The sequence below is a fragment of the Halostagnicola sp. A56 genome, assembly GCF_000691505.1.
Classification (GTDB): Archaea; Halobacteriota; Halobacteria; order Halobacteriales; family Natrialbaceae; genus Halostagnicola.
On the sequence record NZ_JMIP02000025.1, the window covers coordinates 142,224 to 154,721 of the forward strand.

Consider the following 12,498-nt stretch of genomic DNA (forward strand, 5'->3'; position numbering starts at 1 on the left):
GTTCCATTACGGGTATTGAGTCGAGAAAATCGCAAGACGGGAGCGGGGTATTCGAAACGGGGCGACGAGAGCGCTCGAGATTGTTTAGAACCGGATTTAATAACCTGTTAACTGGATTCGTTCTTTACAGCCCTTCTCGCGGTCGTAGTGACTTCTGTTCAAGTCACAGAAATCACGAACTCAGTTTCCGAAGCGAGGTCGCTCATTATCACACTTATCGGAGGAATACTCGTTTCATTTGGCGGTTTCAGTCTTATGCTGCCTGATAAGGAAAGTGGATACTCGAAACCGATTCGGATTGGAGGTCTAATACTAATTGGTGCTCTCCTCTTATTGGCCTCTATCATAGATGTTCCGTACCTCAGCGGAATTTGACAGGTTACTGAGGCACGCTATGATGTGCCCAGTTTCTTCGCCTTTTCAGGCGCGTCTCTCAATTGTTCAAAATGCTCATCGTTTCTGATATTCTGTGCTAAGGTGAGTAATTCTCTCCCTCGTAGTTCAAGCCACGTTGTCCCGAGTTGACCCCGCTCAGTTTCGGTTGCCAAGTACAGAGAATAAATACCTCGCGTTTATGATACCTACCTTGGTCAAAAAGCTTTCGTGTGAGATAATAGCCGACACTAAATGAACCAAACCAGGAAGCAGCAGTATCTAATGCTCCACGTCCTGGTAAATGAAAAAGAGGTCTCATTACTGGTCTTGCAAATGTGCCTATAAATTTTAGACCTCCAAATTCAGATATATAATTCACAAATACTGCACCAATGGGGATTACAACTACCACAAGAGGCATAATACTACCCCATAAGAGTCCAGCTGTATCTGGGGATAGAAACCAGTCCGGTCCAATCCCTAGGAATATCAAGAACCCGATTGGTATAGAGATAAAACGTAAAATTGTGAAAATAGGAGATGTGCTCCAAAACTCAAGATCAAATTTCTTAAATAGCTCTAATAGTACTCAAATATATCTATTTTTATGATGTTCACTATTCTTTGAATTATTTTATTTTTTGCTGGTTACTTCCCTGTCGTTTATTGTGTGGCCGTTCCTCGGCTTCAGTAGTCGTGGACGACAGCCGATCCTGCGGCCCCGACGACGTGGGGTCGAGAGTGGATCGTTGGATCCACGAAACCCCCACATGGTGATCGAGAATGCGTGAGGAACGACCAGAAAGCACGTCACTTCTCGCGAAACTATCGAAAGTGATTGCTACGAAACGGACGTCGGAATCGTACGAAACGCCGGTAAACGAGCGCGAGGAACCGGTCGACATCGAACACGAGTTCGAGGAACTCATGGCGCAGGTCAACGACGTCGACGGCGAGTTCTCACACTCGGGACACTGCTTGGCGATGATCGGCGCCCAGATCCAGATCGCTGTCTCGCCTTCTTTCACATGCCGGTCGAACTCCGTCTGCCACGTTCGGTAGCCTGCGACTCGAGTCGCCTCAGGACACTGGCGAGTAATGAGGAGTGTGTTCCGGTAGGAGTAATCGTGGAAGTGACTCTGGACGTCGAGCCACTTCTGGAACTGATCGCTCGAGACTACCTCGTCGACCTGCTCGACAAAGTCTTCCGCCCAGGTTTCCATCGTGCTATGCATCTCGTCTCGTATCCGACTCATCGAAGGATACCACTGAGCTGTCGCTCGAAGTCATTGTTCTCGACGAGGGATGCACCATTCAGCGAACGCCCCTCAGCCTTCCAGGGGTGACAAACATCTCAGTTCGGACCAAATCGGACTGTTGACTGTCAGAATTCAGTCCTTGTCTTCTCTACAGGTTGTCGAGGGGAATTCCTCGAGGCTTGCTCTCGAGGCGATTTGCCAAATCAGAAATCATGGATCACCAGTACTTCTATACACCTATTTGATGTTGCTCAATCCATCTACGATGACTGAGCAGAGTCGTCCAGATGAGATCGCCATTCAATGTGGAGGGGGTCTCCCGAACATCGAACGCCGAACAACTCTACGCCGTATGTTGGTTTCTATTTAACTCTGTTCGAAAAACGTTCAAGAAGAAAGATAGAGCGTTCGGTAGGTTCCAAAACCAAGTGACTGAATCGGTTTGGTCGAGATTGTAGGAGTAGATTGATATGAGATTCGTGAATAGGGAGAGGTATGCAGAGGAGGGGCTATCTGGGTGGGATTGTAGTAGCAGGAGCAATTGGAATCGCAGGTTGCGCTGCTAACAGTGACGATACTGGAAATGGAAATAATGAATCTAAAGACGACACGGATGAAGGAAATGGAGGAGTTGAAATTGAGTACACAATCTCTGAGCCTCAGACGCACGACAAAATACCAGAAGAAGTGATAGAACATTTGTCAACATACAGCAGTCGAATTCCGCTAGCCTCGACGCTCTGGGTCATAGAGTGATTGATTTTCGTGAAAGCAAAATATTTGTATTTCTGCTATCGTATCCGATTTGAATCTCTCCTTCCGGTCTGGTGAGGGGTGCCGAGTCGCTTGAGAAACGTCTCCTCCGACGTTTTGGCAATCGGTTTTGGGATGTAATCCGTTGCACCTGCCTTGATCGTATTGTTGATTACCTTGTCTGATTCGTTTTCAGCAAAGAGAATGAACCGTAATGTCGGCTCATAGTTGGTAACTACTTGGAGGAACTCGATATTCTGCTGAGAGATCCTCAAATCGCTCAGGAGACAGTCGAAATCCTCCTCTTTTATTCTCGCCACAGCTTCGGAGATTGTTTGATGTCTTGAAGCTTTTCTTTTTGTTGTGTTTCTTGACGGATATTTGTGTCTAAATCCGACAAGAAATTTCCTATTCGAGTTTGTTTCTCGATTGAGGGAACAGGGATACGAAGGGTTGTTAGATCTGAAGTAGATAGGCCAGGAATTGACGTTCCTTGTGCCAATATCGACAGTAGTTCCTGTTTGGTTTGCATCCAATAGTAAAGATAGTGCTCATTTATAGACCCACCTGGTCTTAGTGCCTTTAGTTGTCGGCTGATTGAGGCGCGTTTATTAGCGAATGTGGTCTTCCCACACCCAGATCCCTTCACTGTCACTAAAGTATCTCCTGGTTCACAGAACTTGGACGGCTCATCTGTGAATTTGGTCACAGAAAAACCAAATTCCGCTGTTTTCATTCCCAGGCATTGCGATTTCTGCTTCCATGTACATGTTAATAATCCTTATTTCTAGAAGATTATACAGTGATGAATGAGACGATATTATGGGACGGGCCCCGATCAATTAATAGAATACAATGACTGACGTGCATCGGATGCCGACGGCCGTGAACGAAGAACACCAGCAGCATCTAATCGCTCCAGAGCATATCGAACTGTCCTATCAGGAAGAGTAGTCCGATCACGCAACTCAGCCTGTGTCATCTCTCCGCCTTCCTGAAGAATGAGATAAACGAGTTTCGCACTTGGAGGTAAATCGGCGACATCGTCGTTGGAGATCTGTATTGACATAGTAACTATGGAGAGAGTCGCGTGGCTGATCGACCGGCGAGCAGCGGACCGAGGCCGGCACCGATCAGCGCCGATCGTCGGGAGTTACCCCGGGCCATTTGGGGGAGCACCCCGACCAGAAGGCGTGAACTCGAGGTCGAACACTTCACGAGCCCAGGCCAGCCAGTCGGCGGTTCCCCCTGATTCTTCGATTATCGACCGGAAGCGGCGCGCTGCGGCTACTTTCAAACCTGCATTATTAGATAGTACCTCTAGTGCAGCTGTGAAAGTAGCAGGATCCGACGCGTAGGTGACGCCAGCGTGTTGCTCGTACTTCTCCCCCTCGAGCAGGCCGACGGCTTCGAGATTGTTGACGTACCGAGAGACGGTCGCGTACGTGACGTCCATCCCGCTGAGAGTCGCAAGTCGGTGGAACGCTCGCTTGTTCATCGCGATGGATCCGTCATCGCGTTCGTCGACGAGAGACGCGGGCCGGAATCCATCGGGGCCGTTGCCCTCGAGGACAGCTTCGGTATGCCGGAGCAGGTTGATCGCCCCCTCCGAAACGGGCATGAGTGCCTCGAGCGGGTCAGCGAGTTCCTCGAAGGTTGCGACCTCGTCGACGGGCAAATTCGTCGGGACGTTCGTCAGTAGATAGGCGTGCTTCTCACCGCGATCAGCGAGCAGGGGCCGGACTCGGTGGACGGCCTGGACGAGTTCAGACTCGCGGCTCTCGCGAAACAGTGAGCCGACCAATGCCGTATAGTGCTTCGTCGGAACAGCCCGGCCACGCCCGTTCTCGTCTTCGTAGTGGAGTTTCCGGTAGACAGGTGGGTATTCAGCGTCGGCTCTCGTCGAGTGTTCCACACCGCCGACGTCGATGTCGTGACCCATCGCGAGCAGCTCGGCATCGCGCTCGAGGTCGCCGACATCTGGGTGGGGAGCGCCGATACAGACGACGGCGTCGCAGTCATTTCGATTCAACCCACGAGTCGCATGGTAGTGGAGGACCTCGGCGTTCTCGGGGAAGTCGAATTCGGGAATGAGATTCCCTTTACAGATGAACAGTGGTTTCTCGTGAACGGCTCCGACGGTGTTGATCGTCCGTTGGATCCGCTTGGCGAGCACACGTTCTTCGTCGACGGCCTGGTCGATCGTGCCGGCGTGGTACTGGCCGTCGAGCACCTGGGTGACCTCGAGGCCAGGCATCTCGAGGGGGTCGTCACCGGAGACGAGGACGTCGTCGCGATCGATTCCGAACAGCGTCGCGACCTTCTCGGGGTTGGCCGTTGCGTCCAGGACGATCGTCGAGTCGGGATCCGGCAGCGTCGACGGGAGTGGGAGCTCTCGGTAAGCGAGCCCGGTCGCGACATCCGCTCTGTCGTGTTTCACCCACGCCGATGCACGGGCGATTTCGCCATCGCGACGGGTGACCGTGTGCTCGTATTCGTGCCAGTCGCAGGTATCGGAGCTGCAACAGTGCGCGCCGTTATCGAATTCAACATCGGACCGGCACCACGGGCAGTGCTCGAGCAGCGGCGGGACGGCAATCGCTTTCATCACGGTTTCCTCGTCGAGGCCAGCTCGGACAGTCGCAGCGAGGAGTGGGTCGATCGATAGCGGTGTCCCTTCCCATCGGTCGGCACGCATCCGTTCAAGGACCGTCTCGCCGAAATTGACCTTGATCTCCGCGAGTGTTTCAGCGGGGATCTCCTCACGAACGTATTTGTCGCCCTCCTGCCCGACGGTTTTGTAGAACGTTTCCCAGTCGAGTACTGGCGGCTCGAGATCAGCAATCGCCTCTGAGCCGTCGACATCGGTGAGGACATCGACAACATCGCGAGCGAACTGAGCGAGTCGTCGGTAGTTTTCAGAGAATTAAAACGAGAAACCGTTTGGATCGCTTTGATTCTGAACTCATCTGATCATGAACCGCTTCAGCTAATGGTTAAACCAGTTCTACTGCCCTTTCTGATAGTTATCGATTTGGGCGGAGTGACGTGGCGAAGCTAATTACCCCTCAAAGGTATTAATAAGCGATTCGTGACGATGATGAAACTCATCTGTCGATTGTAGTCTATAAAAATTCGGTATGGGTCGCCAGTGAACAATTCAGACTCGGGTGCCTGTCGGTTCCGGAGCGGTCCGGCGGTGCTTTGCCCACGAACCGATCGCGCCGCCCAGAGCGCCGGGGATGGCGTAGAAAGCGAGCATCAGCAGGCCGAGTACGAGCAGGCTGAACGATGCGACGAGGCCTGCAAAGAGCAGGGTCGTCAACGTCACAAGGGCTAACAGGACCAGCGATCCGAAGACGGTGGCGATACCGCCGTGGGTTGCACCGGAACTGATTGTCCCGCCAGAGAGGTATCCGGCGGTGAGGCCGCCGAGTAGTCCGATTCCTCCCCAGTACAGGAGCACGACTGATGCTTCCGATCCGACATAGATGAGGCCAGTAATGAACCCTAACGCGAGGGTCATGACGAATCCAGTTATGACTGCTGTCCAGTTAATGTACATGATCAATTATTACTATGCTATCAATGGGTATAAACCCTATTTCAGAAAAATTAGATAGTAAAATTAAAATGACTGGCTATATTCATAGACTCATTAGATTTTTCGATCACGTTGGACACGCCTACGAATAACAGATGCCGACGCAGGAGGTTCTCGATTCCCTCATCGAGAGTGGCCTCCACGAGATCAGGCGCGAGAGATCCGGGCTGTTACTGTCGGGGTTTTCCGCCGGTCTCGACATCGGATTCGGGCCGCTGTTGATGGCGGTCGTCCTCACGCTTTCGCAGGGTTCCTACGGCGATCTCACGACCGAACTGCTGCTGGCGAGCGTCTACTCCGTCGGCTTTCTGTTCGTGATCCTGGGCCGCTCGGAACTGTTCACCGAGCACACGACGTTGGCCGTCGTTCCGGTTCTCGACAGACAGGCGTCGATCGGACAGTTGATGCGACTCTGGGGGCTGGTCTACATCGGAAATATCATCGGCGGGCTCTTGTTTACGTTGCTCGCCGTCGTCTTGATGCCGGGGCTCGGCGTCGTCTCGCCGGAATCGTTCGAACTGATCGCGACCAAACTCGTCTCCCACCAGTTACACTGGCTGTTCGTCGCCGGAGTCTTCGCGGGCTGGTTGATGGGGCTGCTGGCGTGGTTGATTACCGCTGCGCAGGGAACCTTGAGTCGAGTGGCCATCATCTGGATCGTCACCGCCACGATCGGAATTCTTCACCTCCCACACTCCATCGCGGGCAACGTCGAGGTGCTGTTCGGCCTGTTCATCTCCCCGTCGATCACACCGTTGAATTACCTCGCGTTTCTCTCCCTTTCGACGATCGGGAACGCGTTTGGCGGCGCGATATTCGTCGCCGTTCTCAAGTACGGCCACGTCGTTCGCGGGGCATGGTCAGAAGCGAAGACCAGGTCGAGGACATCGAAGCGCTCGGGGCCGAACCCGTGGTCGCGGACCTGACGGCGGATATCGGTCACGCCGTGGAGGACGACTGGATGCGTCCAGTTGATGAGCGCATCATGGAAACGATGCGGGATGAGGGAAATCTCACCCCACAAGCTGTGGAAAATTTCGATGTCTGCTCGCGTAGTCACGCCAGTGTCCGTCTTTCTAAACTCAACAAATACGGGTTAGTCGATCGGATTGCACAAGGTCTCTACCGGCTCAATGAACACGGGCGTGCCTTCCTCGACGAAGATCTCGATGCGAGTGAACTCGAACCTGCCGCAGATTCCGAATAAGATCTCTGGTTGGGGTACGTACTCAGGAGGCAATTACTCCGTGGTGAACACAGGCTCTATATCTCGTACTGTCTTGTGATGATCTGACCAGCATTCCATGTGAAAGACTGGGTGTACTAACACTATTGGGGTCTCTATAGTGGGTTCCAATTATGCACATGGTGTTCTCGATCTCGTGTGTATATTCGGGAAACCGGATTTGCCGGCGTACAACCCCAAGGGAATAGACCAATGATGTCTGAGAATGAGTGATTGTGTCAAAAACAGCGCTAACACTGGGGGAGGCTATTAGCATCATTTCCGATTGCATCGCATATTGGAGAACCTATCCAATCTACTATCCCAAATACTATCGCAGATATAATCACTAATGAGATAATTACAACGATCGTTACGAGAATTATGTAAACACGTCGTCGATCGTATCGAGTACGGCGTCGATGTACCGAACGTATCGCTGGAGGTGCTTTTCACGGCGCTGGCGGCCGAGTTCGTAGCTCACCCACTGGGTGATGAGCTCGACGAACGTCTCTTCGGTCTGCGTAAACGGCGCGGACCGCGGCGACGTATCTTCGAAACAGAGCGTTCCGTATCGTTCGTCGTCGACGATCACTTCGCCGCCGAGATAGCAGTCTAACTCCCACCGATCGTAGACCTGATCGTCAATCGCGTCCGTCGCGTCGACCGTCGAAATGTCGGCAAATCCGAACAGGCCATCGGTCTCGAGCACCCGCTGACAGTACGTCTCCGACAGCGGCGCGACCGATCCCGGATAGATAGTCTTGCTCTCGCCGCTGGCGTGTGTCACCTCGAAGCGATCCGACTCCAGATCGGTCTTGGCAAGGTAACCGACCTCGAGGCCGAGCCGTTCGCGCCCGATCTCGAGCATCCGATCGACCTTCTCGTCGAACGACCGGCGTTGGTCCGACGCGATGGCGTACAGCCGATGCAGCGTTTCGGTGTTGTGCTCGCGTTCTCGTTCGATCGCCTTCTGCTCTGAGATATCCTGGAAGTAGACCGACAACCCCGTCTCGGAGGGGTGGGCGTTGATCTCGAACCAGCGCTCGAGGGGAGCCGGATAGTAGAATTCGAACGACGTCGGCCGGTCCGTCTCGAGTCGGGACTCGAGATGGTCCCACGATTCACGGTAGTTAGTACCAGGGAATATTCCTTGGTGCTATCCACGACAATACCGGAGGAGCGATGGATCGTAGAATTGCGCCGGTGTGAATATGGCGACAACGGAAACGTCGCTTTGCTCTGGAACTGACACAGCAGCCTTCGATGATCTGTACCGCGGTGGCAAACTTCACGAGATCACCGTTGTCTCTCAGTCTCTCGGCACTCAAATGCCATTAGAACTATTTACACAACATGTTCTACCTCAAATCCTCTCTTTAGTTACGCTCGAGAAACAACAACTTATTCTGCACTATATTGTGATAACAATATGAATGAAGCCTATTAGCCTCATTTCTTACATATATACTGGCCATAAACGAACAAATAAAAAACAGGATGGTTCGAATTCGATGCCGCTGTCTCCCCATATTTATGCTGACTCGCTGTTAGTCGATACGTGCTGTATACAGCGGAGTGTCCATCTGAACGGAACGCATCGATTCGAACTAGATCCCTGTCGAATCTCCGTCTTAATCGATGCTCTCAGATCGAACTACTGGGAATCTACTTTTAAATTTATCCGCGAAAAAATTCGTGGCCGCCGTCTCTTCGCGTCAGTGCGACGTGAACCGGTTTCGACCGGCGACTCACTCCGAAACGATGGGGTTGGTCGACACGGGGCATCGATTGACAGCAATAAAGACGCTTGCGGGTCGTGGAATCGACCGGGCCGACGGTCAGAACTCCTCGGCGATGGCTCGGATCTSWCGTGGATCGAGTCCGGCCGTCGGTTCGTCCAAGAACAGGACAGCAGGGTCGTGGAGGATGGCCTGAATGAACCCCATCTTCTGTCGCATGCCTCTCGAGAAGTCCGCGATTTTGGTCTGAGCGTCCTCGCGGAGATCGAGACGGTCGAGTAACGATGTGATTCGCTCGGACGCCGGGGATGCTGAAAGATCCCGTAAGCCAGCCGCGAGGTCAAGTTGCTCGAACGCGGTGAGTTCAGAGTAGAGTGGCGGTACTTCCGGGAGATAACCGATCTGACGCGTTACCGCCGTTCGGTTGGCAATCGGTGTTCCATTGATAGTGGCAGTGCCACTTGTCGGTTGGGCGAGTGTCGTCAGTATTCGCATTGTCGTCGTTTTTCCGGCCCCGTTCGGTCCGAGAAACCCGTAGACGACTCCGTCTGGGACGCTGAGGTCGAGTGACTCGATAGCGACCGTCTGTCCGTAGTGTTTCGTCAAGCCAGTCGCCTCTATCATTAGTAAGTAATTGTGAACGTGTTCGGTAAATCCATCGCCTATAGTGGACCAGACCAACGCGAGGAAAACAGATAATTCTACTCGTCTCGAGTCGTCGCCTCGAGCAACATGACCACTCCTCCGAGCAAAGTCACGGTTCGCAGGAAGTTGAACTTGTTCGCCTGCCGTTACTCGCCTTCCATGAGCCAGCAGTCGCGGATCGACGGCGTCGTCCCAGGAGTACATCTATCGCGTGTCCAATGTGACGGAGCATGGGACTTCGAATAGCGGATCCAGGGGGATTAGGAGCGACCTGCTGACCTGCTAGGTCGTTTACCGTTTCGATCCCCGAATCACGTGGTGCCACTAAACCGCTTTGTACGCTATGAGCATGAAACAACCCGGCGATATCGACATCAAGGGGATTCTCTTCGAATTCCCCTTCTCCGTTCACCATCTGCATCGCCATTGATGTGTGAGTGTACGCGATATCCGCATTGCCAGCGTTCAGCTGAAACATCCCCTGCTGAGCACCGTCAGCCGGTCGGGCATCAATACGAAGGCCGTCGACTTGTTCATTGACGACTGTGGCAAGGGCCTGCGACATCTGGTAGATTGTCGTTTCTTCGGCGGCAGTTACCATTCGAATCTCGGTCTGATCTCCGCCCCCGCCACCGAGACAGCCGGCTGCAAGTGCTGTTCCTGCCACTGTCATCGTCTTCAAGGCATCTCGGCGTGTACTAACTTGCGCCATGGTACCATAGTATCGGGAGTAGTATAAAAACCATTGGGTAAATATAGTAACTTTGACACATATCATGGCCCATGACAATTATTTCTATATGCTTAAAATGTAGAAATAAAGTGCGAATGCCAAGAGAAAAAGATATGAGACAATAATTTTCTCTCTTCTGTAAGAGATTGTTCTGAAGAGTACCCGGCCTCGAAAATCCGGTCGAAGTCTGCAGGTGGGATTCCGGGGCCATCGTCCTCGACTGCGAAGCCCGATTCTATCGGTTCGACCCAGACGGTGACGTCCGACCCCCCGTGTTCGATCGCGTTCCCAAACAGATTCTCGAGTAGTTGCCGGAATCGGTCACCATCTGCCTCCACGGCCAGCGAGTCGCCATCATCGACGCAGATTAGTTCGCCTCCCGTTGTGGTATCACCGTCAGCGATAGCCCAGGCATCTTCGACGGTGTCCCAAAAGGAGACGAGTTCGGTTTCACCGATGTCCCGTCCTCGCCGTGTAAGCCACAACACGTCGTCGATGAGCCGCTCCATTCGGTCGTGTGCCTCCGCAACTGCCTGGAGGTGCTCGCTGTCGCGTTCCGTTCGAGCGAGTTCGAGGTATCCGTTGGCCAACTGCAACGGGTTTCGAAGGTCGTGGGAGACGACGCTGGCGAACTCGTCGAACTTGTCACGTTCCCGCTTGAGCGTTTGCTCGCGTGCTTTCGGGAAACGCGGCCGAAAACCGGCCGTAGTTCTCCTTCACGCGATCGAGATCCATCACGTAAAGCGGCGTGTCGTACTCGGCGGCGAGCGACTCGAGTCGCTCGAGATTCCAGTCTACGAGCCGGCGAACGGCCGGCGAGTCCGCGAAATCACTCATTATCAACTGGAAGTGACCGGGAGGATTCAAGCGTTTGGGTTCGTCCGCTCGCCGAGAAGCGGGTGGACCACCTGAATCGATACCGTCTACTCCCTCAGGTTCGGTGTCGCAGGCAGATCCGATCCACTCCGTGTTGGTTCATCGTCAGCCCGCCTGTCTCCGCTTGCCAATAAGGTGAATGTGTCAGATACAAGAGTACAAGGATACAAGAATACAAGCGTACAGCCCATATCAATAATATTTCGGATACACTCTTGATGATCCGGCTCGTTGGTTCCCGTATGTCGATCGCGTCGACGACGGCCGTCTCGTTATTAGTCACGAGATCCGTGGGAACCGACGCGAGAAGCAAGGTGAGAAACACGGCGTAGATCGTCGTCACGATGAGGACGGAGCCGATAACGGCTCGAGGAAGGTTCTTTCCGGGGTTTTTGATCTCTTCGGCAACAGACGTGATCTGAACGAAGCCAAGATAGGAGACGAAGATAACCCCGGTAACGGGCAACACTTCGCCGGTCGTTCCCGCCGGTGCAATCGGTTTCAGCGAGTCGATGTCGGCGTTAAAGATCGCGACGGCAGAGAACGCTCCCAGGATCGCCAGAAGCACCGAGACGATGATGATCTGGAGCGTTCCGGTCTCTTTCGCGCCAGCGTAGTTGATACCGATGAACACCAGCGCACCCACGAGTCCGATTACCTGCGCGGGCATGAGAGTTATCGGGCCGACGCCGACCGCGCTCATTCCGAGGAAGTCATTGACGTACTCGCCGAGTCCGAACATGTAGAACGCGGAGGCGAATGCGAGTCCAATCCAGTTCGCCCAGCCAGCGATCGACCCGAACAGCGGGCCGAGCGCCCGGTTGACGTAAAATTCCGTACACGTATCTTGATTATCACGAAGACTGAACTGAAAGGGAGGGTGCACAAGCAAGCCCAATAGCTACGGGAGAAATCGAGAAATCTGTAACATGGTCAAGATTTCGACCGTCGTAATCGTTCTCGCTATCGTCTTTGGGATCGGACTGATTCCAATCCCAATCCCCGGCATCGGACCGCTTGTCGGCCTTTCGGGGATCATCATCGGAATTATCCTTCGCGTGCTCGGCCACTAACGAGCGTGCGTTGAGTCCGATCCAACGGGTGGACTCGTCTTCGAAACTCAGACCCGATTGAGACTCCTTGAGTGGAATCGAGGGAAAAAGGAGTTCACCAGTAACCGTTTCGAATGGTCGTCGATCGCTGCTATCGAATTTCGAACCCACGATCAGCTAAACTCTCGAGCGTCTCGGACGAGTCGCTCTTTAAGGCTGAGAAGGACCTCTCGA

13 protein-coding genes and 5 pseudogenes are annotated in these 12,498 nt (G+C 53.4%); 5 read left to right on the plus strand and 13 right to left on the minus strand.

The window, feature by feature from the left end; genetic code table 11:
- Nucleotides 1-1,158 precede the first annotated feature (1,158 nt).
- Entirely contained in the window at nt 1,159-1,437 is a 279-nt protein-coding gene (locus EL22_RS17530) for a hypothetical protein (protein ID WP_050052191.1), read from the plus strand.
- Here EL22_RS17530 and EL22_RS18770 read toward each other — a convergent pair.
- Nucleotides 1,323-1,665 (minus strand): annotated as a pseudogene (locus EL22_RS18770) (ArdC-like ssDNA-binding domain-containing protein); the annotation flags it as partial. The gene EL22_RS17530 and the pseudogene EL22_RS18770 overlap by 115 nt on opposite strands.
- A 464-nt stretch (nt 1,666-2,129) precedes the next feature.
- Here EL22_RS18770 and EL22_RS17535 point away from each other — a divergent pair.
- A complete protein-coding gene (locus EL22_RS17535) occupies nt 2,130-2,390 on the plus strand; it encodes a hypothetical protein (RefSeq protein ID WP_156184186.1) in 261 nt (86 codons plus the stop codon).
- A 35-nt stretch (nt 2,391-2,425) separates the two neighbouring features.
- Here EL22_RS17535 and EL22_RS18230 read toward each other — a convergent pair whose 3' ends face one another.
- The 5 genes from EL22_RS18230 to EL22_RS14785 all read right to left on the minus strand — a co-directional run bounded on the left by EL22_RS18230 (nt 2,426) and on the right by EL22_RS14785 (nt 5,952).
- Nucleotides 2,426-2,707, minus strand: coding sequence for a response regulator (locus EL22_RS18230; protein ID WP_050052192.1), 282 nt, complete (start codon nt 2,705-2,707; stop codon nt 2,426-2,428).
- Complete coding sequence (locus tag EL22_RS16570) at nt 2,695-3,123, minus strand: restriction endonuclease subunit S (protein WP_082146835.1); 429 nt, start codon at nt 3,121-3,123, stop codon at nt 2,695-2,697. The genes EL22_RS18230 and EL22_RS16570 overlap by 13 nt, the downstream gene beginning before the upstream one ends.
- A gap of 102 nt (nt 3,124-3,225) precedes the next feature.
- Nucleotides 3,226-3,456, minus strand: coding sequence for a MarR family transcriptional regulator (locus EL22_RS16575; RefSeq protein WP_082146836.1), 231 nt, complete (start codon nt 3,454-3,456; stop codon nt 3,226-3,228).
- Between the two features lie 84 nt (nt 3,457-3,540).
- A complete protein-coding gene (locus EL22_RS14780; RefSeq protein ID WP_050052193.1) occupies nt 3,541-5,085 on the minus strand; it encodes a hypothetical protein in 1,545 nt (514 codons plus the stop codon).
- A gap of 462 nt (nt 5,086-5,547) precedes the next feature.
- Nucleotides 5,548-5,952 (minus strand): DUF5518 domain-containing protein, encoded by a 405-nt coding sequence (locus tag EL22_RS14785; protein ID WP_197075945.1) that lies wholly within the window; start codon nt 5,950-5,952, stop codon nt 5,548-5,550.
- Nucleotides 5,953-6,086: 134 nt separating this feature from the next.
- Between EL22_RS14785 and EL22_RS14790 the strand changes: the two genes are divergently transcribed.
- Together EL22_RS14790 and EL22_RS14795 are read left to right on the plus strand one after the other, a co-directional pair.
- On the plus strand, nt 6,087-6,917 hold the full coding sequence (locus EL22_RS14790) for a formate/nitrite transporter family protein (RefSeq protein WP_082146837.1): 831 nt from the start codon (nt 6,087-6,089) through the stop codon (nt 6,915-6,917).
- Between the two features lie 35 nt (nt 6,918-6,952).
- Nucleotides 6,953-7,198: a hypothetical protein gene (locus EL22_RS14795; RefSeq protein ID WP_050049660.1), complete on the plus strand. Its 246-nt coding sequence runs from the start codon at nt 6,953-6,955 to the stop codon at nt 7,196-7,198.
- A 400-nt stretch (nt 7,199-7,598) separates the two neighbouring features.
- Here EL22_RS14795 and EL22_RS14800 read toward each other — a convergent pair whose 3' ends face one another.
- The 7 genes and pseudogenes from EL22_RS14800 to EL22_RS14820 all read right to left on the minus strand — a co-directional run.
- Complete coding sequence (locus EL22_RS14800; RefSeq protein WP_050052195.1) at nt 7,599-8,222, minus strand: GAF domain-containing protein; 624 nt, start codon at nt 8,220-8,222, stop codon at nt 7,599-7,601.
- A gap of 844 nt (nt 8,223-9,066) precedes the next feature.
- Nucleotides 9,067-9,582: pseudogene (locus EL22_RS14805) on the minus strand (ABC transporter ATP-binding protein); the annotation flags it as partial.
- 130 nt (nt 9,583-9,712) lie between these two features.
- On the minus strand, nt 9,713-10,204 hold the full coding sequence (locus EL22_RS16580; protein WP_197075946.1) for a TAXI family TRAP transporter solute-binding subunit: 492 nt from the start codon (nt 10,202-10,204) through the stop codon (nt 9,713-9,715).
- Between the two features lie 203 nt (nt 10,205-10,407).
- Complete coding sequence (locus EL22_RS14810) at nt 10,408-10,824, minus strand: HAMP domain-containing sensor histidine kinase (protein WP_255349680.1); 417 nt, start codon at nt 10,822-10,824, stop codon at nt 10,408-10,410.
- Nucleotides 10,816-10,959, minus strand: a pseudogene (locus EL22_RS19020) (histidine kinase dimerization/phospho-acceptor domain-containing protein); the annotation flags it as partial. The pseudogene EL22_RS19020 and the gene EL22_RS14810, both read right to left, overlap by 9 nt.
- Before the next feature lie 52 nt (nt 10,960-11,011).
- Nucleotides 11,012-11,173: pseudogene (locus EL22_RS14815) on the minus strand (diaminopimelate decarboxylase); the annotation flags it as partial.
- Nucleotides 11,174-11,462: 289 nt separating this feature from the next.
- Nucleotides 11,463-12,044 (minus strand): annotated as a pseudogene (locus EL22_RS14820) (APC family permease); the annotation flags it as partial.
- A gap of 97 nt (nt 12,045-12,141) precedes the next feature.
- Between EL22_RS14820 and EL22_RS18235 the strand changes: the two are divergent.
- A complete protein-coding gene (locus tag EL22_RS18235) occupies nt 12,142-12,285 on the plus strand; it encodes a hypothetical protein (RefSeq protein ID WP_197075884.1) in 144 nt (47 codons plus the stop codon).
- Nucleotides 12,286-12,498 lie beyond the last annotated feature (213 nt).